This window comes from Pseudomonas fluorescens (genome assembly GCF_001307275.1).
GTDB classification, from domain to species: domain Bacteria; phylum Pseudomonadota; class Gammaproteobacteria; order Pseudomonadales; family Pseudomonadaceae; genus Aquipseudomonas; species Aquipseudomonas fluorescens_AA.
In genome coordinates this window covers 6,412,611-6,437,149 of the sequence record NZ_CP012831.1, presented here as the reverse complement: position 1 = coordinate 6,437,149, position 24,539 = coordinate 6,412,611, and the positions used below count along the sequence as shown (strand labels likewise).

Sequence of the window (24,539 nt, the reverse complement as noted above, 5' to 3'; positions counted from 1 at the left end):
GAGCAATCGTTGGGGGTGGGTTTAAACGGCTTGTTGGATCGGGCTATTGCCATTCCATTCCATGTGAGCCGGTGTGGCATCCATCGAATGCATCCAGCGGATCAGCGAACGACGCCCACCAATCCCCATCTTTATGGCGGCGCGCTTCAAATAGCTTTCGACTGTATTGACCTTCAGGTTCAGTTGCTCGGCAAGTTCGGGGGCAGTGCGTCCGGCCAGCAAACCTACGCACACTTCCGTTTCGCGAGAGGACAGACTCAATCCTGACTGTACCAATCGATCGGCGAACCTTTGGCGCAGCGCTTCCATGCCGCCGTTTTCCGAAGCGTCCAAAGCCAGGAGAGGGTCCTGCTGAGTGGATTCCGGTGGAACAAGGGCTGCCACGTGCTCCTCGACCATGGGCAACAAAAGACAGGAAAAGTCTTTCAATAAGGCATGTTCTTGTGCGGTAAATCCCTTCGAAAGAGGCGATCGATAGATGGACAGTACATAACGACGACCATTCTTTCGGGTCGACAGGTGTAATTGCGTCGTCGTGCTGTAACCGGGAGCTTTTTCTGATCGCTCGGATTTAAGCAGGCACCGGGAAAAATTGGGTATTTTCTGCGGTGCTGCATCTTCAAAGAGTATGTCGTCGGCCAGGAAAAATGGCTTGGCGGTGTGGGTGTCCATGAGTGCACCGACGCAAGCGTTGTCGAGGCCGACGCAACCTATGCTGGAGGTGCTGGGTTCAGACATATTACTTGTGCCGATCCGTTGTTCGGTAATATGTGTTGCATCCACGGGTATTTCCGTGAGTATCAGGTCGTGCAACATCCGCGGGAAATTGCGACTGCCAGTACTGGCAATGACTTTGCCAACGTGCGGGAATAATCGTTGTAGGTTCATCCTTTCTCCAAAAACATCCAATTATTTGATTAAAGTTGCAGTTCAGTGTGCATGGGTATCTTTGCCGGAATGTTTCGATTGGGGAGTATCTGGGTAGTACCCAAGGATTTATGGAGTGTATCTGACGAACGGTGTGTCATGAGGGGGGTGGTAAGTACCGTTGTTCTGTTGATGGCATTCTTGTTGAGGACCTCGTCGTAAGTTTTAAAGGTGCATGGCAAAGTGCCGTAGATGATGTGTTCTCCCTTCGAGCCTAATGCCGTATTGAGTCTTTCAATTGGCCAGCCAGACCGTTTCAGGATTTTTTCCATCAAGGTATCTACGACGATTTCATAGGCGTGAATTTTTTGTTGTTGAGCGAACTTAATCATTGACAGGAAAAGTGCCGCTGTGCGAATGTCTACATTAGCTCGGGTGAGTTTTCCCGTGGAGAAATTATTGGTTGAAAGTGCAAATCTTGTGGCTTCCCAACAGTGACCCAAGTGCGGTCTGGTTTTTTCGGTTGGAAGGATAAAGCTCAGGGGGCCGCTCATCAATGTGGGTTTGCTGGAAGGACGTAGTCGAACACAGCCGGTAACGCGGTCGTTTTCATGGGCATAGATATAGACCGCGTCGGGGTCGTCGTATTCATCCCACTCATAATCGCTGCCTTGATAACTTTCAATGTCCCACTTCTTTCTATCGATGAAGGCGAGTTTGCGAATGGACAGTATTTGTTCGAGGGTTTTAAGAGGGATTTTTGAGTAGCTTACGATGCTGGTGGATACGCCGGAAAATCCATAGGTGCATGGGGAGTAGTTCATGGATGCGACTTCTTGGCTGCAGGTGTAGCTACTGTTGACTTTGCACTACGGTATTTCAACTGTCCTAAAGTACAGTCTTTGATTTATAGAGTGTGCAGCCTATTTAGTAGGTGCGGCTTTGTGAGCGGATTATAATTTTTGATTTGCTTGTTAGTTGTGGATTTGTATCGTCGAGAATCCAAAAAAGTATAGGTGAGGCCTGGTGGCAAACGGGTGTTGGTCGAGGGGAATTGCATGAGTTAAAATAGGCTCGATCTATTGTTTTTTTGACGATCATGAAAATACCACTCGTAACCAATTGATATGGGGTTGTTCAAAAAATTGACGCGCACAGATAGAGCCTGGCGTCTGTAAATAAACGGTCATCTGGCAATGGGTAGGGTGACTTTCTTTCGCGGGTTGATCCCCGACTGTGCGTCCAAGGAATATCGATTGACGAGTGGATTTTAGTATGTGGCACATTGATGGTGGTCTAGTGTGTTTGCTCTATTTAAGTTGGTTGTCTGACCTCGTATGACTGAAATGGCTGACTTCATGGCACTGTGCTTGAAGTCATGCGGAAAGATGATGGATTGATCTGACCCTGAAAATGAGCCGTACAGGCTTCTGAATATGGATGGATGCTATGAATTATATTGCGTTTTCGTTGTTGACCGTATTGTTGGTTCCGGGACCGACGAATTCATTGTTGTTGCAGGCGGGTGTCAGTAGAGGGTTCAACACGCGTTCGATGCGCTTCGTTGCAGCTGAATGGTTGGCATACGTTATTCAGATGACGATGTGGGGAGTGTTCATTGACTTGCTGATGACCGATCACTCGTGGGTGGTGATCGCTACCAAGATCTTTGCTGTGTGTTTTCTATTTTATATTTCCTTGAAGCTTTGGTTCTCGGTCAAAGAGCATGCGCCTGGTGCAAGGGCGGGTATTACCGTTCCGGATTTGTTTGTGGCAACACTGACAAATCCCAAGGGGTTGTTTTTTGTTTCCTTCGTTGCGCCGGCGGGCACATTCCTGTCGCTGGAGAATTGGCTGTCATTCATTCTGCTATTTACAGCCATTATTTTTCCGGTAGGGCTTGTGTGGATCGCAGCGGGCGCTTTTTGTGGTCGAAAATTTCACGCGATTGTATCTGGACGATTTTTAAATCGAGCCATTTCCCTGGTGATTGGGTTGTTCGCCTGTGGCATGCTTTTCAATATCGCATCCCAGGTGAATTTCGTCTGATTGTGCTCTGATGGCGTCGAATGCGGGCGGTGCCAGGGCGGTGCAGTAAGTAAGATTTAATAACACAAAGCGTTATTTAGATGAGGTTCAACTGCGCCGCTTTGAACATGGCTTGCTTGACATTGGTGCAGTCCATTTTTTCAGTCATTTGCTTGGCATGAAATTTCACTGTTCGCTCGGTGATATTCATGATCAAACCGATCTCCTTATAGTTTTTGCCAAGCGCAAGCCAACGCAGGAATTCAATTTCCCTGGGTGATAGCTTGAGTGTACTCTCGACAACGGTCTCAACCGGGCGGTGCTGGTTGGCGATGAAGCTGAGCGTTTGAATAATGAATATATTCTCCCTGACAATAGTTGGGAAATCGGGATCGTTTTCTTCCGAAGATAGGTGAACGGAGCCAAACGATCTGCCGGGCTCATGAATCGGAACAGTGAACCCTTGCTTGATGCCATAGGATGCGGATTGATCGAATATTTCCGGATTATTGTCGATTTCTTGTGGGATTTCATCCCAGAAAAAAGGCATGGCGGTAATGGCTGTGTTGGCCATCACAGGGTCTGATTTGTACAGTGAGTTCTTGCGGTAGGTGTCCACCCATTCGGCGGGATAGTTGCTGTGGATGGAGACTTTTGAATTGTCGAAGGGCATGGGCTCCAAGTGAACATAAGCAAATTTTTCAAGCCCGAGTTTCGAGAATATCCAGCCTAGTATCTCGGTGTACTCTTCGTGGCTTTTTCCTGGAATATTATTCTCCACCTCTTGAATTAAATTGAGCAGTTGGCTTGAAATGGGCTTGAGCATAGTAGTCGCGCTCGAAAAATATTAATGTGAATACCTGTAGGTAGCAAAGGCTTCACCTTGATATTCGCCAAGCGGAGGAGGGAAGTTTTATAACGTTGCCATCAACATCCGCACGCTGCTTTGTGACCGCTATCGGGGCTGTGAAAGGGGCTGGAGTATCGGGCGGGGTTTTCCTGTTCATCGGGGTTCGCTTCAGGGCGCGATAATTACCCCTCATGCCGCCGTGTAATGCCTGCTCTCTCAATTGAGATGATGTCATTTTGCGTCCTTGCCGGTGTAACCTCAGCCCTTTGCCCCTGAGGTTGTAGTTAATTACGACTACTGAAACGATTAACTGGAGGACAGTATAGACAGCTTTTTCGCAACAGCGAGAAACATTAAAAAACCTTTATTTTTCACCGTGCAAAGCCCTTTTCAGGAAGGCTGCCGTTCGACTCTCCTGGCATTTCGTCACCGTTTCCGGAGCCCCGCAAACCACCACGTTTCCGCCCTGGGTGCCAGCCCCCGGGCCGATATCGATGACCCAGTCACTCTGCGCTACCACTCGCATGTCATGTTCCACCACAACCACCGTATGACCTTCCTCCACCAGGCGATTCAACTGCACCAGCAAGCGATCCACGTCCTGGGGATGCAGCCCATTGGTCGGCTCATCCAACACATACAAGGTTGCGCCCCGGGCCTTGCGCTGCAGTTCTGTCGCCAGCTTGATCCGCTGGGCTTCGCCGCCGGACAGCTCCGTGGCCGGTTGCCCCAGGCGCAGGTAGCCCAGTCCAATATCTTGCAGCACTTGCAACGAACGCCTGGCCGCCGCTTGTTCGGCAAACACCTCGAGTGCCTGGTTCACGGTCAGCTGCAACACCTGGGAAATGTCCAGGCCCTGCCAGCGAACTTCCAGGGTCTGTGGGTTGTAGCGGGCGCCGTGGCAGGTGGGGCAGGGGGCGTACACGCTGGGCATGAACAACAACTCCACGCTGACGAAGCCTTCACCTTCGCAGGTTTCGCAACGCCCCTTGGCGACGTTGAAGGAAAACCGCCCGGCATCGAATCCCAGTGCCTGCGCCTGTTCTGTGGCGGCAAACAGTTTGCGCACGTGGTCGAACAAACCGGTGTAAGTGGCGAGGTTGGAGCGCGGGGTACGGCCAATGGGTTTCTGGTCCACTTGGACCAACCGCTTGACCGCATCGAGCCCGGCAACAACGCGCCCGACACTGGTTTGCACGGGTTCGTCTTCCAGGCTTTGCTCGTCGGGTTCGGCGTTGGGGCTGGCCTGGCCCAGGTGCGCGCCGACCAGATCCAGCAGGGCTTGGCTGACGAGGCTGGATTTGCCTGAGCCAGAGATGCCGGTGACGGCGGTGAAGCAGCCCAACGGGAAGGCCGCGTTCAGGTTGTCGAGGTTGTTGCGGGTGATGCCTTCCAGGCGCAGCCAATCTTTGGGTGCTCGTGGACTGCGTATCGCAGTGTTTCCTTCGCCAAAAAGATAGGCACGGGTGCGTGATTCCGGCACCTGGCCAAGGCCTGCCGGCGGACCGCTGTAGAGGACTTTGCCGCCTTGTTCACCTGCGTCCGGGCCCACGTCGATGAGCCAGTCGGCGCGGCGCATGGTATCGAGGTCATGTTCGACCACAAACACAGAGTTGCCCGCTGCCTTGAGGCGTTGCAGGGCGCCAAACAATGCTTCGCTGTCGGCCGGGTGAAGGCCGGCGGAGGGTTCGTCCAGCACATAGATCACGCCGAACAACTGGGAATTGAGCTGGGTCGCCAGGCGCAGGCGTTGCAATTCGCCGGACGAAAGCGTCGGCGTGCTGCGTTCCAGGGCGAGGTAGCCAAGGCCCAGGTCGATCAGCGTGACGATCCGCTCCAGCAACTCGGCGGCGATGCGTTGGGCAGCCAGCCGTTTCTCCAGGGAGAGGTTGGGTGTGTGGCGGGCGTCGGGCCCGCCCGCATGGGGATTGTCGCCCCTGGCGGCGCGCTGCTCACGGGCCTCGCGGGTTTGCCGATGACTGAGGACTTCTCCCGTTTCTTCGGCCTGTGCAAGGTAGTCGGGCGCCAGGACCTGCTTGAGCACCTCGGCCAGTTCGAGCAGCGGCAGGTGCGACAGCTCGGCGATGTCCAGGCCGGCAAAGGTCACGGTCAGCGCCTGGCGCTTGAGGCGTTTGCCCTCGCACACCGGGCACGGGCTGGCGCGCATGTATTGCGCCACGCGTTTGCGCATCTGGGCACTTTGGGAATGCATGAAGGTGTGCAGCAGGTAGCGCCGGGCGCCGCTGAACGTGCCTTGGTAACTGGGTTCGAGCTTGCGCTTGAGGGCGGCGCGGGTCTGGGCCGGCGTCAGTCCGGCGTAGACGGGAACGGTGGGAGTTTCTTCGGTGAAGAGAATCCAGTCCCTTTGCTTTTTCGGCAGGTCGCGCCACGGGATGTCGACGTCATACCCCAGGGTCACCAGGATGTCCCGCAGGTTCTGGCCTTGCCAAGCCATGGGCCAGGCAGCCACGGCGCGTTCGCGGATGGTCAGAGATGGGTCTGGCACCATGGAGGCTTCGGTCACTTCATAGACCCGGCCCAGGCCGTGGCATTCCTGGCAGGCGCCCTGGGGCGTGTTGGGCGAGAAGTCCTCGGCGTAGAGCATGGGTTGGTCGGCCGGGTAGCTGCCGGCGCGGGAGTAAAGCATGCGAATCAGGCTCGACAAGGTGGTGACGCTGCCCACGGATGAACGTGCGCTGGGGGTACCGCGTTGTTGCTGCAAGGCGACTGCCGGCGGCAGGCCCTCGATGCTGTCCACGTCCGGTACGCCCACCTGGTCGATCAGGCGCCGCGCATAAGGCGCGACGGATTCGAAGTAACGACGCTGGGCTTCGGCATAGAGCGTGGAGAAGGCCAGCGACGACTTGCCGGAACCCGACACGCCAGTGAATACCACCAGGGCATCGCGAGGGATGTCCACGTCGACATTCTTGAGGTTGTGTTCACGGGCGCCACGCACCCGGACGAAACCGGTGGCGTGCGGCAATGAAGAGACGGTGGCGGGGCCGGAGCTTGCGGGCATGGAGCGTTCCTTGTGGGCGTCTGCTTAACGCGTTGGGGCTTTCAGGTGAAGCGGCGTCACGCAGAGAATGGAAGCTGGGTCACAGCGTTGACAATTATGCGACCGGCTTCGTCCATTCTCGTGCGATAAAAATTTACTCCGGACAAAAGAGATGAGAAAAGCTTCGCAGTTTTCCCCCGGATACGGACCTCCCCATGCCTCGTTCAAAACTGCTCTCTAGATTGTTTGTCGCTCTGCTGGCCGGCGCGGCGCTGTGGTACATGTGGATGATCACCAGTGCCAAGCTGGAGTGGGGTGGCGACAGCCCCGATCAGCAGCAAGTGGGCGCCGTGAAGGATACCCGCTTGCGCGCGATGACCCAGTATTGCACGGGCGTGACGGTGACACCGCAGGGGACTTGGCTGGTGGGGCGCCTGGAGGAAGAGGCCCAGGCGCTTGAACCGTCCGCTGATGTCGTGGACCTGGATGCGGTGGTCTCTGGCAAGCCCGCTGAGGCTGAAGAAACGGAGGAGCCCGGGACCTTTGCCCGATTGTTCTCTCGTGCCGAAAAGGAAACTTCCTTCATTTCCCGTCTGGATGCTCAAGGGCAATTTCAGCTCGTGGCCCATGTCAGCGGCGCCGCTTGTCTTGTGACCAGCCCCGACGGGAGCAGTGTATTCCTGCTCACGGGCCTGCGTCGGCCTGAAACGGCGAATACCCATGAGCCCGATCAAACCGTGATCCTTCGCAGTGATGATCAAGGCCAACGCTGGACTTGGTTGACCAAAGGTTGGTTTCCCGAGGCCGATTCGTTGGCCTGGAACCTGGTTCCCTATTTCCACGGCTCGAATGAAGTCTGGGCCGTGGGCACACCGGACGTGGCGGATGAAGACAGCGATGAGGAAAAACCGACAGCCGTTTCCACCGGCGTCTTTTACTCGGCCGATCGCGGTGCGAACAGCTCGCCGATAATGGCGCCTGAGTCGCTGCTGGTGTCCGCCGAATACGCCCGTGGCAAACGTCCTGACATCACTGATTGGGGCACGAACGCAGGCGAACAGGGGGAAATCCAGACCCATGTCCTGCAGCTCGATGCACAGACGGCCTTTATCTGGGTGTCCCAACGCTTCTGGGGTGGCCATCCCGATGGCGTCAGCCACAATATCGCGGTCAATGTCACGACACGGGCCCGGTTGCAGGCCAAGGCAGGGCAGTGGCAGGTGGTGGACAAGCAGCGCCATGACAACTTGTTCGTGAGCAAGCTGCTACAGAACGATGCCGGGCGTGTGATTGGACTGATTGACCAGGGGGAGCGCGGGCAAGATGTGGTCGCCGAACTGGATACCGCCGCGCTGACCTGGACACCCTTGAGCGACCTGCCCAGTGTGTTCGCGCCATTGGCGTCGGATAGCCAGGTGCGTGGCAGCAATTTCTGGATGGGGCAAAACACCCTGCTGATCAACACCACCAGCAATCACCATCCACCGCGCTGGCTCTACTGGTGGTCGGACGCGAACATCTCCGCCGATGGGGTGTTTTATTCCAAGGATTGGGGCCGCTCCTGGCAGCGCCTCGCCATCGGCGGTTACCTGGGCATCCTCGGTTTTCAAGCAGAGCAGGATCGGGTGATCTGGGCCAAGGGCAACTGGTACGACAATCATGACGGTCGCATCTATTCCTATGGGTTGCGCTGAGCAAAGATAGTCCCAGACACATTGCTGAACTGCTTGTGTGGCGAGGGAGCTTGCTCCCTCGCCACACAAGATGTCTTCATCTGTCTGCTCACGGATTCAGGGTTAAGTCTTCCAAGTTGATTTCAATCAAGGGGCCAAGCCAGGGACAGCCCCCACAATGACCGCCAAGATCCTGTCTTCAAGCCCTGGCGCTCATGACCCGTTCCTCTGCGATGTTGCACCCATCCCGCTCCTGGCTTCCCGGGCTGTTCGTTCTCCTGCTGATACTCGCCGGAATCGCCCAGGCCAAGGACTACGGTGACATCCCGCAACAGCGTATCCACCACGTCCTGAACCAGACCGACTCGATCTCCGAGCCCGAAGGCTCCTTCAAGGTTCGCAAACTGTCCGCCGCCGGCAAGGTCGTGGGCTATGTGTTCCAGAGCCTGGATGTGGTGGACATTCCCGCTTATTCCGGCAAGCCGATCAATGTCCAGGTCATTCTCGATCCCGCTGGCGTGATCCTCGACGCCTATGTGCTGGAACACCACGAACCGATTCTGCTGATCGGCATCGCCGAAGAAAAACTCCACGCGTTCAGTGCGCGCTACAGCGGCATCAAGGTCAACCAGCGGGTGGTGGTGGGCCATTCCAGCGACCCGAATGCGGTGACTGTCGATGCGATCGCCGGCGCGACCGTGACGGCGATGGTGGTCAACGAAGTGATCATGCGCGCCGCCCACGATGTTGCGGTGTCCCTGGGCCTGGTCAAGAGTGATGCAGGGTTGGCCGTGGCGCCGGCGCGCGTGCGCGCGGATATCTACGAGCCCGCCGACTGGAAGACCCTGACCGGCAACGGCGCTATTCGTCGCCTGCACCTCACCCGCGGCCAGGTCGATGCGTCCTTCAAGGGCACTGAAGCCGAGCAGGTCGAAACCGCCAGCGGCGACCAAGCCAACGACACCTTCATCGACCTCTACACCACCCACCTCAACCCTCCCACCATTGGCCGCAACCTGCTGGGCGAGGCGCAATACCGCACGCTGATGGCCGAGCTCAAGCCGGGCGAACAGGCCATCGCAGTGATGGGCAGCGGGCGTTATTCCTTCAAGGGCTCGGGATACGTGCGTGGCGGTATTTTCGACCGGGTGCAGTTGCGCCAATCGGGCGACACCATCAGCTTTCGCGACCTGGATTTCCAGCGCCTCGATGATGTGGCCCTCGACGACATGCCGGACTTCGATGAAATGGCGATTTTCATCATCCGCGCCTCCCACCGTTTCGACCCCGGCTCGCCCTGGAACCTGGAGCTGCTGGTGCGCCGCCAGACCGGCCCGGTCAGCGGTACCTTCAGCAGCTTCGAGTTGGCCTATCAATTGCCCGAACCGTACCTGGAACGGCCATTGCCCACCGCCGAGCAACTGGCAGCCGCCGAGGAGGCCAGCCGGCCGATGTGGCTGACGCTCTGGTACCAGAAAGGTGTCGAAATCAGCGTGCTTGGCACAGCCTTGCTGGTGCTGACGGCCATCCTGTTTTTCCAGGACTCACTGGCCCGGCGGCCCAAGCTGCTGCACTGGGTTCGCCGCGGTTACCTGCTGTTCACCGTGGTGTTCCTGGGGGGCTATGGGCTGGCGCAGTTGTCGGTGGTCAATGTACTGACCTTCGTCCACGCACTGTTCGAAGGCTTTCGCTGGGAGCTGTTCCTCACCGATCCACTGATCTTCATTCTCTGGGTGTTCACCGCCGGCAGCATCCTGTTGTGGGGACGCGGGGTGTTCTGCGGCTGGCTGTGTCCGTTCGGCGCGTTGCAGGAGTTGATCAACGAACTGGCGCGCAAGCTCAAGGTGCCCCAATACGAGCTGCCGTTCGCCGTTCATGAGCGACTGTGGGCGATCAAATACATCATTTTGCTGGTGCTGTTTGGCGTCTCGCTGGAGTCGATGGCCACCGCCGAGCGACTGGCCGAAGTGGAGCCGTTCAAGACCGCCATCACCCTCAAGTTCGACCGCCAGTGGTGGTTCGTGGCCTACGCAGTGGGCCTGCTGCTGATCAACCTGTTTACCCGCAAAGTCTATTGCCGCTACGTCTGCCCGCTGGGCGCGGCCCTGGCGATGCCGACCCGGTTGCGGCTGTTCGACTGGCTCAAGCGCCGCAAGGAGTGTGGCAACCCCTGCCAACTGTGCGCCAAGGAATGCGAGATCCAGGCGATTCATCCCGATGGCCGGATCAATGCCAACGAATGCCATTACTGCCTCGACTGCCAGATGACCTGGCACAACGAAAACAAATGCCCGCCGCTGATCAACAAGCGCAAGAAACGCGGCAGGGCGACCGTGACCGATGCGCAACTGATTCCCGTGGTGCAGGTGAACCCGGCGCCTTGAGGCACCCCAATGGCCTGTCCCTTGACCGTTTCATTCTTCATGGAGCACACAGCATGAGCGACAAAAAAGACCAAACCCCTGACGCGGTAGAAGAACCCCGGGGTGTCAGCCGGCGCAGTTTTCTCGGCACCGGAGCGGTAACGGGGGCGGTGCTGGCCGGCGCGACGGCGCTGGGGGCCGGAACGTTCACCCGTGAGTCCTGGGCTGCGGCGGCCAAGGAAGCCAAGTCCAAGATCCACGTCGGCCCCGGTGAACTCGATGAGTATTACGGTTTCTGGAGTGGCGGCCATCAGGGCGAGGTGCGGGTGCTGGGCGTGCCATCGATGCGCGAGCTGATGCGCATCCCGGTGTTCAACGTCGATTCGGCCACCGGTTGGGGCCTGACCAACGAGAGCAAGCGCATCCTCGGTGACAGCGCCAAGTACCAGAATGGCGACTGCCACCACCCGCACATCTCCATGACCGACGGCAAATACGACGGCAAATACCTGTTCATCAACGACAAGGCCAACTCCCGGGTCGCGCGCATTCGCCTGGACATCATGAAGTGCGACAAGATCCTCACCGTGCCCAACGTGCAAGCCATCCACGGCTTGCGTCTGCAGAAGGTGCCCTACACCAAGTACGTGTTCGCCAACGCGGAGTTCGTGATCCCGCACCCCAATGACGGCCATACCTTCGACCTGCAAGACAAAAACAGCTTCACGATGTTCAACGCCATCGATGCCGAGAAGATGGAAATGGCGTTCCAGGTGATCGTCGACGGCAACCTGGATAACTCCGACGCCGACTACACCGGCAAGTACGCCGCCAGTACCTGCTACAACTCGGAGAAGGCCTATGACCTGGGCGGCATGATGCGCAACGAGCGCGACTGGGTGGTGGTGTTCAACATCCCACGGATCGAGGCGGCGATCAAGGCTGGCAAGTTCATCCACCTGGACGGCTCCAAGGTGCCGGTGGTCGATGGCCGCAAGACCGATGGCAAGGACTCCGAGTTTACCCGCTACATTCCCGTGCCGAAGAACCCCCACGGGCTCAATACCTCGTCGGACGGCAAATACTTCATCGCCAATGGCAAGCTGTCGCCCACGGTCTCGATGATCGCCATCGACCGCCTGGACGATTTGTTCGCCGACCGTTTCAAGGACCCGCGCGAAGTGATCGTCGCCGAACCGGAACTGGGACTGGGGCCGTTGCACACCACCTTCGACGGGCGCGGCAACGCCTACACCACCTTGTTCATCGACAGCCAGGTGGTGAAGTGGAGCATGGACGAGGCCATTCGCGCCTACAAGGGCGAGAAGGTCAATTACATCAAGCAGAAACTCGACGTTCAGTACCAGCCCGGCCACAACCACGCGTCCCTCACCGAAACCAGCGAGGCGGACGGCAAGTGGCTGGTGGTGTTGTGCAAGTTCTCCAAGGATCGCTTCCTGCCCACCGGGCCATTGCACCCGGAGAACGATCAGTTGATCGACATTTCCGGTGAAGAAATGAAGCTGGTGCACGACGGCCCGGCCTTCGCCGAACCCCATGACTGCATTCTTGCGCGGCGCGACCAGATCAAGACCCAGAAAATCTGGAACCGCAACGATCCGTTCTTTGCCGGCACCGTGGAGTTGGCGAAGAAAGACGGCATCAACCTGGAAACCGACAACAAGGTCATCCGCGACGGCAACAAGGTCCGGGTGTACATGACCTCGATGGCGCCGGCCTATGGCCTGACGGAATTCACCGTCAAGCAGGGTAACGAGGTGACGGTGACGATCACCAACATCGACCAGATCGAGGACGTCAGCCATGGCTTTGTCATGACCAACCACGGTGTGAGCATGGAGATCAGCCCGCAACAGACCTCATCCATCACCTTCACCGCCGATAAGGCTGGCTTGCACTGGTACTACTGCAGTTGGTTCTGCCACGCCCTGCACATGGAAATGGTCGGGCGCATGTTGGTTGAAAAGGCCTGATTCGGCTCAACAAGGAGGCAGGTGCAATGACCGGGAAAAAGCCGCAACACGCCCGCCAACCGGTCATTGCGCTGCTGCTTTGCCTGTTACCGGGCGGCGCGTTCGGCGCGCCGCAGCCGATCACCGATTTACCTCTGCAGGCCGGAGGCGACCAGCAATGGCGCCTGCCTGCGGGCCAGTACCGGGGCTCGTTCAGCATCGACCAACCCATGACCCTTACCTGTGCGCCGGATGCGATATTCCAGGGGCGGGGCGAGGGCAATGGGTTGATCATTCGCGCCCCGAACGTCCAGGTCCAGGGCTGTACCTTCCTGGACTGGGGCCACGACCTCACGGCCATGAATGCCGCCGTGTTCATCCAGCCTGGGGCAAAAGGCGCCGTGGTGCGCGGGAGCCGGATGCAGGGCCAAGGCTTCGGTATCTGGGTCGATGGCACGCGGGACGTCAGCCTGATCGACAACCGCATCCAGGGCGACCCCAGCCTGCGCTCCCAGGACCGGGGCAACGGCATCCATCTCTATGCCGTGCACGGTGCCCGGGTCATCGGCAATCAGGTGCGCGAAACCCGCGATGGCATTTACATCGATACCTCCAGCGGCAACCTGCTCCAGGGCAATGTCCTGGAAGATTTGCGCTACGGCGTGCATTACATGTTCGCCAACGATAACCGCCTGCTGGACAACGTCACCCGGCGTACCCGCACCGGTTATGCCTTGATGCAAAGCCGCCAGCTGACGGTCATCGGCAATCGCTCCGAACAGGACCAGAACTACGGGATCCTGATGAACTACATCACCTATTCCACCCTGCGTGACAACTTCGTCAGCGACGTGCGCGACGGGTCCACCGGCGACACCATGATCACCGGCGCCGAGGGCAAGGCCCTGTTCATTTACAACTCGTTGTTCAACCGCATCGAAGGCAATCATTTCGAGCGCAGCGCCGTGGGCATCCATCTGACGGCCGGCTCCGAGGACAACCGCATCGCCGGCAATGCCTTCGTCCACAACCAGCGCCAGGTCAAATACGTGGCCACGCGGTTGCAGGAGTGGTCGGCGGACGGGCGCGGCAATTACTGGAGCGACTACCTGGGTTGGGATCGCAACGGCGACGGCCTGGGCGATGTGGCCTATGAACCCAACGACAACGTGGATCGCCTGCTGTGGCTGTATCCCCAGGTGCGGCTGTTGATGAACAGTCCGGGAATCGAACTGCTGCGCTGGGTACAGCGGGCTTTCCCGGTGATGAAATCCCCCGGGGTGATGGACAGTCATCCGCTGATGGAAACCCCTGTCCAGCCCCCGCCACGCAACAGTGCCGAGGAGGACGCGTCTTGAACGTCGTCGAGATCGAAGGGGTCAGCCAGCGCTATGGTGATGTCGCCGTGCTGCGCGGGCTGGACTTGAACCTGGCCCAGGGCGAGGTGCTCGGGCTGTTCGGGCACAACGGCGCGGGCAAGACCACCACCATGAAGTTGATCCTAGGTTTGCTGCGGGCCAGCGAGGGCGAGGTTCGTGTCTTCGGTCGCGCGCCCAGCGACCCGAGCGTGCGGCAGATGCTCGGTTACCTGCCCGAGAACGTCATGTTTTACCCGCAATTGAGCGGGTTGGAAACCTTGCGCCATTTTGCCCGGCTCAAAGGTGCTGCCCCGGAGCAAGTGGCGCGTTTGCTGGAAGAGGTCGGGCTGGCGGGTGCCGCGACACGGCGCGTGAAAACGTATTCCAAGGGCATGCGCCAGCGTCTCGGTCTGGCCCAGGCGCTGCTCGGCCAACCGCGCCTGTTATTGCTGGACGAACCGACCGTGGGCCTGGACCCCATCGCCACCCAGGACCTCTATCAACTGCTCGACCGCCTGCGTTGGCAGGGCACCAGCATCATCCTCTGCTCCCACGTCTTGCCTGGCGTGGAAGCTCACATCAACCGCGCCGCGATTCTCACCCAGGGGCGTCTGTTGGCCTTGGGCAGCCTGGCCCGGCTGCGGGAGGACGCCGGGTTGCCGACGCTGATCCGTGCCTCGGGCCTGTCGCGGGCCGACTGGCTTCGCCAGCATTGGCGCAGTGAAGGGCACGCCACCCAAGGGTGGGGCGCCGAAGGGGTGCAAGTGTCCGCGCCGGACGGCAGCAAACTTAAACTGCTACGTCAGTTACTGGCCCAGGATGACCCGTCGGATGTCGAGATCAAGCCGCCGTCGCTGGAGGATTTGTACCGGCATTACATGCTCCGTGCCGCAGCCGAGGAGGCCAGCCTATGAACCCGGTCTGGAACATGGCCCGCAAGGAATTCAGCGATGGCCTGCGCAATCGCTGGTTGTTGGCGATCAGCCTGCTATTCGCGGTGCTGGCGATCGGTATCGCCTGGCTCGGCGCGGCGGCGTCCGGTCAACTGGGGTTTACCTCGGTGCCCGCCACGGTGGCGAGCCTGTCCAGCCTGGCGACGTTCCTGATGCCGCTGATTGCCTTGCTGCTGGCCTACGACGCGATTGTCGGTGAGGACGAGAACGGCACCTTGCTGCTGTTGCTGACCTACCCGTTGGGGCGCGGTCAATTGCTGCTGGGCAAGTTTGTCGGCCATGGCCTGATCCTGGCCCTGGCCACCTTCATCGGTTTTGGCTGCGCCATGCTGGCCATCGCCCTGTTGGTGGACGACGTCCAGTTGAGCCTGCTGCTCTGGGCCTTCGGTCGGTTCATGTTGTCCAGCACATTGCTGGGCTGGGTTTTCCTCGGGCTGGCTTATGTGCTGAGCAGCCTGTCGGCAGAGAAATCGACCGCCGCCGGATTGGCGCTGGGGGTGTGGTTTTTCTTCGTGCTGGTGTTCGACCTGGCGTTGCTGGCGCTGCTGGTGCTGAGCGAGGGGCGATTCAGCCCGGAGCTGCTGCCATGGCTGCTGCTGTTCAACCCTACCGACGTCTATCGGCTGATCAACCTGTCCGGGTTCGATGCGGCGTCCAGCGGTGCCGCGGTGCTGACCCTGGGCAGCGACCTGCCGGTGTCGGGGCCTTGGCTCTGGTTGTGCCTGGGCCTGTGGATGGCGGTCCCGCTGTGGCTGGCCTACCGGTTGTTCAATCGCCGGTGCCCATGATTTCTAAACTTGAACAAGGGAGCATGCAACGATGAACAGGGTGTCCTTCAAGGCGGGCCGTCTCTTGGCCGGGTTACTGGTATGCCTGGCGCTGGCAGCTTGCGACAAGGCCGAGCCACCTGCGGTCAGCGAGGCGGCGCTGGCGTTCCATCCCAGTGACGAGTGCCATGTGTGCGGCATGGTCATCACTGACTTTCCCGGGCCCAAGGGCGCGGCAGTCGGGGCAGGGGGCGTGAAGAAGTTCTGCTCGCCGGCGGAGATGCTGGGCTGGTGGCTGCAACCGGAAAACCATCGGGCCGACGTCAAGCTGTATGTCCATGACATGGGCCGCAGCCATTGGGATACGCCGGATGACGCTCACCTGATTGACGCCCGCACCGCCTACTTCGTCATCGGCAGTGGGCTCAAAGGCGCCATGGGCGTGGTACTGGCCTCGTTCTCCGATCCCCAGGCGGCACACAAACTCGCCAGCGATAGCGGCGGTCGGGTGCTGCGCCTGGAAGACATCGACCAGAAACTGCTGGGGCAGGCGAGCGCGATGTCGTCGATGAGTCACTGATATCGGGCAATGTTGCTTGTATGCCGAACCACCTTTGTGGCGAGGGAGCAAGCTCCCTCGCCACATTGCGCATCAACCTCATCCCATGGAAGCGTCCACCCACTACCCAAGTAGCATTCGTCGACTCGGTGCGGCTTCGTACACTCAGGGCTCCTATCACGCACCCGCCGGAGGCGACGATGCAGCAGGCCCAGAGCGAAGGTGTGGTGAGCGCCATGTCCCAGGCAAGCGATGTCCAGCAGGTGGCCCAGGCGCTGGCGCGGCAGTTGTTGCACCCGCACCTGGGGTTCGTGCTGTTTTTCTGTTCCGCCGAATACGACTTGCCGGCCCTGGGCCAGGCGCTGTCCCAGAGTTTCGGCGGGATTCGCCTGGTGGGTTGCACCAGTGCCGGGGAAATCACCCCCCAGGGCTACGGCCGCAACTGTGTGACGGCGGTGGGTTTCGATCACCGACACTTTTCCATTGCCGCCGAGCTGATCGGGGAAATGGAGCACTTCAGCCTGATCGACGCCCAGCAAATGGTCGAGCGCCTGGCCAGCGGTTGTCGCAGCAACGCCTTGGCGCCGATCAAGGGCCATAGTTTCGCCTTGACCCTGCTCGATGGCTTGTCCAGCCGCGAGGAAATGGTGCTGGCGGCCTTGAGCGCCGCCCTGGGGGACATCCCGCATTTCGGCGGTTCGGCCGGCGATGACAATTACCTGACCCACACCCACGTCTACTTCGAAGGCCAATTCCACAGTGGCGCGGCCGTGGTGGTGCTGATCAACACCTGGCTGGAATTCGAAGTCTTCACCACCCATCACATCCTGCCCCGCCAGGAGAAACTGGTAGTGACCGGTGCGGACAGCGCCTCGCGACGGGTCTATGAGCTCAACGCCGAACCCGCCGCCGAGGAGTATGCCCGGCACATCGGGGTACCGGTGAGCGCGCTCGACTACCGGGTGTTCGCCGCCCATCCCTTGGCCGTGCGCATCAATGACCAGTACTACGTGCGGGCGATCCAGCAGGTGCACCCGGACTTGAGCCTGAGTTTCTACTGTGCGGTGGAGAACGGCATTGTCCTCACCGCGATGACCCCCGGTCCCTTGCTGCACAACCTGCAAACGCTGTTCGACGGTTTGCAGGCGCGCCTTGGCGACTTGTTGCTGACCATCGGCTGCGATTGCTTCCTCCGGCGCCTGGAGTTGGAAGATCGTGGCGGCCTGGAGCAGATCGGCCAGTTCCTGCGGGAACAACGGGTGATGGGGTTCAACACCTATGGAGAACAGTTCAATGGCATGCACATCAACCAGACGTTCACCGGAGTTGCCATTGCCCGACATCGCGTCCCCGGCCATCGCTGACCTACAGGCTCAGCTCGCCAGCCTGCAGCACGAAAACCGCAAATTGCGGCGCATCAACGAGGCGCTGATCGAGCGGGTGGAGTCCGGCGTCACCCGGGGCAACGACCCCTATGCGGCATTCCAACACTCGGTGGTGCTGGCCGAGCAGGTACGTGAGCGCACCGATGCCCTGAACCAGGCCATGGCCGAACTCAAGGCCGGCAATCACTTGCTGGGCGAGGCGCGGCTGCGGGCGGAAACCGCCCATCGACACCTGATCGATGCCATCGAAAGCATCTCCGACGCGTTTGTGCTGTTCGACGAGCAGCAACGCATCGTCCTGTTCAACAGCCGCTTCAAGGCCTTCTGGGCCAACAGCCGGGTACGGATCATCGCCGGCATGCGTCTGTCCGAGGTCAAGCGCCTGATGACCGCCAACGGCCTGTTCAGCGAAGAACCCCGGGGCCAGGCCGACGAGCACGTGTTGTATCGTTTGCAGAACGGGCGTTGGCTGCAAGTCAGCGAGCGACCGACCCAGGAAGGCGGGCGGGTGATCCTGTTTACCGACATCACCGACGTCAAGCTCAGCGAAACCGTGCGCCGCGAGCAGGCCATCGCGCAGAAATCCCATCTGTTGCAGCGGGCGGTGGACAACCTGTCCCAGGGCGTGGCGATGGTCAATGCCCAAGGCGTGCTGGAGCTGTGGAACCGGCGCTTCCTCGAACTCAGCGGCCTGGCGCCGGTGGCGGCCCACCGGCCGTTCAACGAAGTGATTGCCGACAGTGAGTTGCAACTGCTGACCCCGGCCAGTCGCGACAGCAACGGCCGGCTGATCCACGAATGCGAGCAGCGCCTGTCCGATGGCCGGGTGCTGGAGATTCGCACGCATCCGTTGCCCACTGGTGGCTACGTCAACACCTTCACCGACATCACCGAGCGCTACCAGCACGCCGAGGCGTTGAGCGAAAGCGAGCGCTGGATCCGCCTGATCACCGACCATGTGCCGGCGCTGATCGCTTACCTCAACGCCGACCTGGTCTACGAGTTCACCAATAAGGTCTACGAGCAATGGTATTGCTGGCCCCGTGGCGTGATGCTCGGCCAGAGCCTGCGCGAAGCCCATAGCGAGCAACATTACCAACGCCTGGAAGCCTACGTGGCCCGGGCGTTGGCGGGTGAGAGCGTGACGTTCGAATTCGCCGAGACCAACATCAACAACCAGGAGCGCTACATGCTGCGCTCCTACGTGCCGAACCGTTTGGCCAACGGCGAAGTGGTCGGGATTTTCGTGCTGATCCGCGACATCACTGAACGCCGTCGCACCGCCGAAGCCTTGCACCAGGCTTACCAGAACCTGGAACAGCGGGTCCAGGAACGCACCGCCGAACTGACCACGCTCAATGACCAGTTGCTGCGCGAAATCGACGAGCGCAGCCGGGTGGAATTGCGCCTGCGGGAGGCCAAGCGCGAGGCCGAGCAGGCCAACCTGTCCAAGACCAAATTCCTCGCGGCGGTCAGCCATGACCTGCTGCAACCGCTCAACGCTGCCCGGTTGTTCACCAGTGCCTTGCTTGAGCGCCGCGAGCCGGTCGCCAACACGCAACTGGTGCGCAACGTCAGCAATTCGCTGGAGGACGTGGAGAACCTGTTGGGCACCCTGGTGGACATCTCCAAGCTGGACGCCGGGGTGATCAAGGCCGATGTCGCGCCGTTCGGCCTCAGTGAGTTGCTGGACAACCTGGCCGCCGAATACGCCCAGATCGCCCGCAGCGAAGGGTTGGAACTGCACTTTGTCGGCTGTTCGGTGCTGGTGCGCAGCGACATGCAACTGCTCGCGCGGATCCTGCGTAACCTGCTGAGCAATGCCATTCGCTACACCCCCAGCGGGCGAGTGGTGCTGGGCTGTCGCCGACATCGCCAGCGCGTGTCGATCCAGGTCTGGGACAGCGGCATCGGCATCGCCGAGAACCGCCTGGAGGAAATATTCCAGGAGTTCAAGCGCGGCGACGTGCAGCGCCCGAACCAGGACCGTGGGTTGGGCCTGGGCCTGGCGATTGTCGAGAAAATTGCCGGGATCCTCGGACACCGGATCCAGGTGCGCTCCTGGCCGGGCAAGGGCTCGATGTTCGCCATCGACGTGCCGCTGAGCGCCACCGCGCCCAAGCCGTTGCCGTGCCTGGACATGAGCGAGCCAATGCTCGAACGACTGCGCGGGGCACGGGTCTGGGTGCTGGATAACGACGCGGCGATTTGCGCCGGCATGCGCACCTTGCTGGAAGGCTGGGGGTGTCGGGTGGTGACCGCGCTGTCGGAACAGGACCTGGCCCGCCAGGTGGACAACTACCACGCCGAGGCGGACCTGCTGATCGCCGACTATCACCTGGACCACGATCAGAACGGCGTCGATGCCGTGGCCCGGATCAACGCCCGCCGGGCTTCACCGATCCCGGCCATGATGATCACCGCCAACTACAGCAACGAACTCAAGCAGCAGATCCGCGAGCGCGGGCACACCCTGATGCACAAGCCGGTGCGGCCGATGAAGCTCAAGATTGCGATGAGTCATCTGCTGAATCCCCCCCGATCTTGAGCCAAACACTGTTGTGGCGAGGGAGCTTGCTCCCGCTGGGCTGCGAAGCAGCCCCAAAAGCCCGGCACCTCAGTGTGTCAGGCTCATTGAGTCAGCCTGATCGGGGCTGCTGTGCAGCCCAGCGGGAGCAAGCTCCCTCGCCACAGGATTGTCATGCCCTGATGATCAACGCCGCAAATAAGCCCCGAAATCAATATCCCCGGCACTGAGGATCGCCTGCACCCGGTTGTGCACATTGAGCTTGCGCAGGATCGCCGAGACGTGGGCCTTGACCGTGGTTTCGGCGATATCCAGGGTGTAGGCGATCTGCTTGTTCGACTCGCCCTTGGTCATGCGTTCGAGCACCAGCAGTTGCTTGCGGGTCAAGGCCTGGAGCAGTTCCGGCGGGAAGGCCGGGTTTTCGTTCAAGCGTCGGCCCACCGGGCTCTTTTGCGTGCGGATGATGTCCGGCGGTAGGTACACGTTGCCGTTGAGGATCTGCTCGATGGCGTCGGTCATCTGCGAGCGTGGCGAGGATTTGGTGATGAAACCCACCGCGCCATAGGTGATGGCCTGCAACACCACTTGCTTGTCCTGCTCGGCGGAGACGATCACCACGGGAATGGTCGGTGCCTCGTTGCGCAGGTTGATCAGGCCATTGAGCCCATGCATGCCGGGCATGTTCAGGTCCAGCAGGATCAGGTCCAGGTCGTCGTGCTCGGCGGTCAATGCCAGGGCACTGTCCAGGTCGGCGGTCTCCATGACCTCGCTGCCAGGAAAACCGTCGCTGATGACGTTGTGGATGGCTTCGCGAAACAGTGGGTGATCGTCGGCTATCAGGATTTTATACATGGCCATTCACCTCGTTATTGTCGTGTGGGGCAGGGCAGTTGCACGCATTTCTTTGCAAAATCAGGGAAAGGGTTCGGGGCGAGCCGCTTGCAGGGGCAGGTTGGCCGCCTCCCAGGCATCGAGGCCATCGCGATACCAGTACACTTGCTTATAGCCCATGGCAGCGGCGCGTTTTACCGCGTTCCAGCTCAACCAGCAATCGGCGCGGCAATAAAAGACCAGCGGTAGATCCCGCCGCCCGCCGGTGGCCGTGCGCAGGTGATGGCTGAAGTAGTCCTGCCAGGTCGGGTCGAGATCGCCATCACCGGTATTGGCCAGCCACAAGCTGCCGGGAAGGTTGGCGTGGGGCTCGTTGTCGATGAAGCGCCCTTGGACCCACGGACGACGATAGACGTCAATCAGCAGCGGGGGCGAGGCTTGGCCGAGCAGGCGTTGCAGGGCCTGGGTGTCGAGAGTCTGGGCGCCGTCGACGGTGACGGGCGTCGGGCTGCGGTATTGGGCGATGCGGTAGCCCTGCGCGGAAAACAGCGCGGTCTCGGCCTGGGCGACATTCAGCGCCAGGCCCAGCAAGAGGATCGCCAGCAAACGGGGCATAGGATTTATCCTTTTTGTTATGCGCCCATTACATGCCAGGGTCGAGGTCTTGTGAATGCGACCATAGACAGGAAAACCGGTACTAAAGTAGTAATTTTGGATGCCTGCAAGGATGAGGACGACAGTTAACCCTGTGGGAGCCGAGCTTGCTCGCGATGGCTGCGGCACAATCAGCATCGTTGCAAGCTGATCCACCGTCATCGCGAGCAAGCTCAGCTCCCACAAAAGCTTTCTTCCAAGAGGATCGTTATCGGCAGGATCAATTGGCCTTGCGCAACGCCGCATGCTGCGGATTGAACGTCCACACCGCCAGCAGCGCGAACACCAGGGTCAACCCCACGCACACCGCCATCGCCAGGAGGTTGAACTGCTCATACAGCGCAAAGCGCACCAATTCCACGCCATGGGTGAACGGGCTCACTGCGCAGAGCCAGTACAGCCAGGGGCTGGCTTCCTGCATTTTCCACAGTGGGTACAGCGCCGAGGACAGGAAGAACATCGGGAAGATCACAAAATTCATCACCCCGGCAAAGTTCTCCAGTTGCCGGATGGCGTTGGACAGCAACAAGCCCAGGGCGCTGAGCATCAGGGCCACCAGTAGCAAGGCTGGCAAGGCCAGCAGCAGGCCCATGGTCGGTGGCTGGATGCCGTACAGCCAGGCGATGGCGAGAAACGCATAGACCTGTAACAGCGAGATCAGCGAGGTCGCCAGCAACTTGCTCGCCAGCAGGAAAGCCCGGGGCAGGGGGCTGGTGAGCAGGACGCGCATGCTGCCCATTTCCCGGTCGTAGACCATCGACAGCGAGCCCTGCATGCCGTTGAACAACAGGATCATGCAGGCCAACCCCGGCACGATGTACACCTCGTAGGGAATGTAGGTGTCATAGGGCGCGATGATGGCGATGCCCAGTGCCGCGCGAAAGCCGGCGGCGAACACCAGCAGCCACAGCAGTGGCCGGACCAGGGCGCTGAGCAGCCGGGTGCGTTGCAGCACGAAGCGCAGCCATTCGCGGACCACGATGCCGCTGAAACAGTGCCAGTAGGCGTTCATGGCCGGACTCCCGAGGCGGTCAAATGGCTGAAGGCCGAGCCGAGGGTGCCACCGTGTTCCAGGCTCACCGCGTCGGCCTGGCCGCTGGCGACCAGGCGGCCCTGGTGCACGATCAACAGGTCGTCGCTGGGTTGCACTTCGTCCAGCAGATGAGTGGTCCAGAGCACGCTGATGCCCTGTTCGCTGCACAGTTGCCGAACGTGCAGGCCGAGGGCAAGGCGGCTGGCCGGGTCGAGACCGACGCTGGGTTCGTCCAGCAATAACAGGCGCGGCTCATGGAGCAGGGCGCGGGCGATTTCCACCCGGCGTCGATGGCCGCCATTGAGGTCGCGCACCCGCTCGTGGCGGCGCTCGGTCAGGTGCTGGCGGGTCAGTTCGGCTTCGATGCGGGCGCTGCCTTGGCGCCGCGAAAAACCATGCAGCGCCAGGTGATAGCGCAGGTTCTGTTCGATGCTCAGGTCCAGGTCCAGGGTGCTTTGTTGGAACACCACGCCCAACTGGCGCAAGGCCGGTCGTGGCGACTTGTGCAAGGAGTGGCCGCCGACGCGGATATCACCCCGTTGCAGGTCGTACAGGCGCGTGAGCAGGGCGATCAGCGTCGACTTGCCGGCGCCGTTGGGCCCCAGCAGCGCGGCGAAACGGCCGGCGGACAGGCTGAGATTCATCTGTTTGAGGGCTTCGCGTGGGCCATAGGCAAAGCTCAGGTCGCTGACTTCCAGGGCGTTCATGGCGTGACCACCACGCCCCAAGGGTAGCGCCCGACTTTCACCGACTTCAGGACTTTGCGGCTCGCTACATCGATCACCGAGACATCGCCGCTGACGCCGTTAGTCGCCAGCAGTTGCTTCTGGTCCGGGGTGAACGCCAGTTGCCAGACGCGCCGGCCCACGAGCAGGTAATCCAGCACTTCGAAGGTCTTGGCGTCGATCACCGCCACATGGTTGGCGGGGCCCAGGGCGACGAACGCCAGCTTGCCGTCGGCGCTGAGCTTGATGCCCACCGGCTGCACCTTGTCCGGATGCACGCCCTTGATCTGGAACGTCAGGGTCTTGAGCACCTGGCGCGTGGCGACGTCGAGCACGGTCAACGTGCCGCCGATCTCCGCCGAGGCCCAGAGCTGCGTTCCGTCGCGATTGAACTCGACGAAACGTGGCCGTTGGTCCACCAGGGTGTTGTCGGCCAGGGTCTGGGTGCTGGTGTCGATCCAGTGCAGCATGTTCGTGGTTTCACTGGTGTTGACCGCCCACTTGCCGTCGGGGCTGACGGCCATGCCTTCGGGCTCTACCCCCACGCCGATCTGGGCCAGCACTTCGGAGGTCTGGGTGTCGATCACCGTGACCAGGGCATCGTCTTCGTTGGAGACATACAGCCAGCGGTCGTTGGGGTGCAGGGCGAACTGCTCCGGGTCCTTGCCGGAGGGTAGCTCCTTGATGATCTTGCGGGTGGCGACGTCCATCACCTGGACCCGGTCCGAGTCGCTGGCGCAGATGTAGAGCAAGCGATTGTCATGGGACAGCAGCAGCCCCCGGGGGCGCTGGCCCACGGGTAAGGTCTCGATGACTTCCAGGCTCTGCATGTCGATCAGGCTCAGGCTGTTGTCTTTTTCGTTGGAGACCCAGGCGATGCTGGCAGCGGCAGGACCGGCAGCCAGCAGAACAGCACCCAGGGCAAGGACTTGGCAGAGCAGGGCCGGTTTGAACAGCGGGCGGCGCATGGCGATTTTCCTTATTGTTGTTAT

The 24,539-nt window shown here is 60.2% G+C and carries 19 protein-coding genes; 10 read left to right on the top strand and 9 right to left on the bottom strand.

Annotation, left to right across the window (positions count from 1 at the left end; all coding sequences use genetic code 11):
* Window positions 1-21: 21 nt before the first annotated feature.
* Entirely contained in the window at window positions 22-888 is an 867-nt protein-coding gene (locus AO356_RS28200) for a helix-turn-helix transcriptional regulator (protein ID WP_060742621.1), read from the bottom strand.
* A 29-nt stretch (window positions 889-917) separates the two neighbouring features.
* The gene (locus AO356_RS28195; protein ID WP_060742620.1) at window positions 918-1,691 is read right to left on the bottom strand and encodes an acyl-homoserine-lactone synthase; all 774 of its coding nucleotides are present in this window, start codon (window positions 1,689-1,691) and stop codon (window positions 918-920) included.
* 625 nt (window positions 1,692-2,316) lie between these two features.
* Between AO356_RS28195 and AO356_RS28190 the strand changes: the two genes are divergently transcribed.
* A complete protein-coding gene (locus tag AO356_RS28190; protein WP_060742619.1) occupies window positions 2,317-2,916 on the top strand; it encodes a LysE family translocator in 600 nt (199 codons plus the stop codon).
* Window positions 2,917-2,992: 76 nt separating this feature from the next.
* Here AO356_RS28190 and AO356_RS28185 read toward each other — a convergent pair whose 3' ends face one another.
* Both AO356_RS28185 and AO356_RS28180 read right to left on the bottom strand, forming a co-directional pair.
* On the bottom strand, window positions 2,993-3,721 hold the full coding sequence (locus AO356_RS28185; RefSeq protein ID WP_060742618.1) for a helix-turn-helix transcriptional regulator: 729 nt from the start codon (window positions 3,719-3,721) through the stop codon (window positions 2,993-2,995).
* Window positions 3,722-4,109: 388 nt separating this feature from the next.
* Window positions 4,110-6,767: an excinuclease ABC subunit UvrA gene (locus tag AO356_RS28180; protein ID WP_060742617.1), complete on the bottom strand. Its 2,658-nt coding sequence runs from the start codon at window positions 6,765-6,767 to the stop codon at window positions 4,110-4,112.
* A 194-nt stretch (window positions 6,768-6,961) separates the two neighbouring features.
* Between AO356_RS28180 and AO356_RS28175 the strand changes: the two genes are divergently transcribed.
* The 9 genes from AO356_RS28175 (at window position 6,962) to nahK (ending at window position 20,325) form a co-directional block, all read left to right on the top strand.
* Window positions 6,962-8,440 carry a hypothetical protein gene (locus AO356_RS28175; RefSeq protein WP_060742616.1) on the top strand — a complete coding sequence of 493 codons (1,479 nt, stop codon included), beginning with the start codon at window positions 6,962-6,964 and terminating at the stop codon, window positions 8,438-8,440.
* A 212-nt stretch (window positions 8,441-8,652) separates the two neighbouring features.
* Complete coding sequence (gene nosR / locus AO356_RS28170; RefSeq protein ID WP_060742615.1) at window positions 8,653-10,803, top strand: transcriptional regulator NosR; 2,151 nt, start codon at window positions 8,653-8,655, stop codon at window positions 10,801-10,803.
* Window positions 10,804-10,856: 53 nt separating this feature from the next.
* Entirely contained in the window at window positions 10,857-12,776 is a 1,920-nt protein-coding gene (gene nosZ, locus AO356_RS28165) for a TAT-dependent nitrous-oxide reductase (protein WP_060742614.1), read from the top strand.
* 26 nt (window positions 12,777-12,802) lie between these two features.
* The gene (locus AO356_RS28160; protein ID WP_060742613.1) at window positions 12,803-14,113 is read left to right on the top strand and encodes a nitrous oxide reductase family maturation protein NosD; all 1,311 of its coding nucleotides are present in this window, start codon (window positions 12,803-12,805) and stop codon (window positions 14,111-14,113) included.
* Window positions 14,110-15,027, top strand: a complete 918-nt coding sequence (locus AO356_RS28155; RefSeq protein WP_060742612.1) for an ABC transporter ATP-binding protein — start codon at window positions 14,110-14,112, stop codon at window positions 15,025-15,027. The genes AO356_RS28160 and AO356_RS28155 overlap by 4 nt, the downstream gene beginning before the upstream one ends.
* The gene (locus AO356_RS28150; RefSeq protein ID WP_060742611.1) at window positions 15,024-15,854 is read left to right on the top strand and encodes an ABC transporter permease; all 831 of its coding nucleotides are present in this window, start codon (window positions 15,024-15,026) and stop codon (window positions 15,852-15,854) included. The genes AO356_RS28155 and AO356_RS28150 overlap by 4 nt, the downstream gene beginning before the upstream one ends.
* Window positions 15,855-15,885: 31 nt before the next feature.
* Window positions 15,886-16,413 carry a nitrous oxide reductase accessory protein NosL gene (locus AO356_RS28145; RefSeq protein ID WP_060742610.1) on the top strand — a complete coding sequence of 176 codons (528 nt, stop codon included), beginning with the start codon at window positions 15,886-15,888 and terminating at the stop codon, window positions 16,411-16,413.
* A 179-nt stretch (window positions 16,414-16,592) separates the two neighbouring features.
* Complete coding sequence (nosP, locus tag AO356_RS28140) at window positions 16,593-17,756, top strand: nitric oxide-sensing protein NosP (RefSeq protein ID WP_060742609.1); 1,164 nt, start codon at window positions 16,593-16,595, stop codon at window positions 17,754-17,756.
* Window positions 17,686-20,325, top strand: a complete 2,640-nt coding sequence (gene nahK / locus AO356_RS28135; RefSeq protein WP_081015441.1) for a hybrid sensor histidine kinase/response regulator NahK/ErcS' — start codon at window positions 17,686-17,688, stop codon at window positions 20,323-20,325. Before nosP ends, nahK begins: the two co-directional genes overlap by 71 nt.
* A gap of 165 nt (window positions 20,326-20,490) precedes the next feature.
* Here nahK and AO356_RS28130 read toward each other — a convergent pair whose 3' ends face one another.
* The 5 genes from AO356_RS28130 to AO356_RS28110 form a co-directional block, all read right to left on the bottom strand.
* Window positions 20,491-21,156: a response regulator transcription factor gene (locus tag AO356_RS28130; protein ID WP_060742607.1), complete on the bottom strand. Its 666-nt coding sequence runs from the start codon at window positions 21,154-21,156 to the stop codon at window positions 20,491-20,493.
* 60 nt (window positions 21,157-21,216) lie between these two features.
* Window positions 21,217-21,750 carry a PQQ-dependent catabolism-associated CXXCW motif protein gene (locus AO356_RS28125; protein ID WP_060742606.1) on the bottom strand — a complete coding sequence of 178 codons (534 nt, stop codon included), beginning with the start codon at window positions 21,748-21,750 and terminating at the stop codon, window positions 21,217-21,219.
* A 259-nt stretch (window positions 21,751-22,009) separates the two neighbouring features.
* A complete protein-coding gene (locus AO356_RS28120) occupies window positions 22,010-22,801 on the bottom strand; it encodes an ABC transporter permease (RefSeq protein ID WP_060742605.1) in 792 nt (263 codons plus the stop codon).
* A complete protein-coding gene (locus tag AO356_RS28115) occupies window positions 22,798-23,529 on the bottom strand; it encodes an ABC transporter ATP-binding protein (protein WP_060742604.1) in 732 nt (243 codons plus the stop codon). Before AO356_RS28115 ends, AO356_RS28120 begins: the two co-directional genes overlap by 4 nt.
* Window positions 23,526-24,515 (bottom strand): YVTN family beta-propeller repeat protein, encoded by a 990-nt coding sequence (locus AO356_RS28110; RefSeq protein ID WP_060742603.1) that lies wholly within the window; start codon window positions 24,513-24,515, stop codon window positions 23,526-23,528. Before AO356_RS28110 ends, AO356_RS28115 begins: the two co-directional genes overlap by 4 nt.
* Window positions 24,516-24,539: the final 24 nt, after the last annotated feature.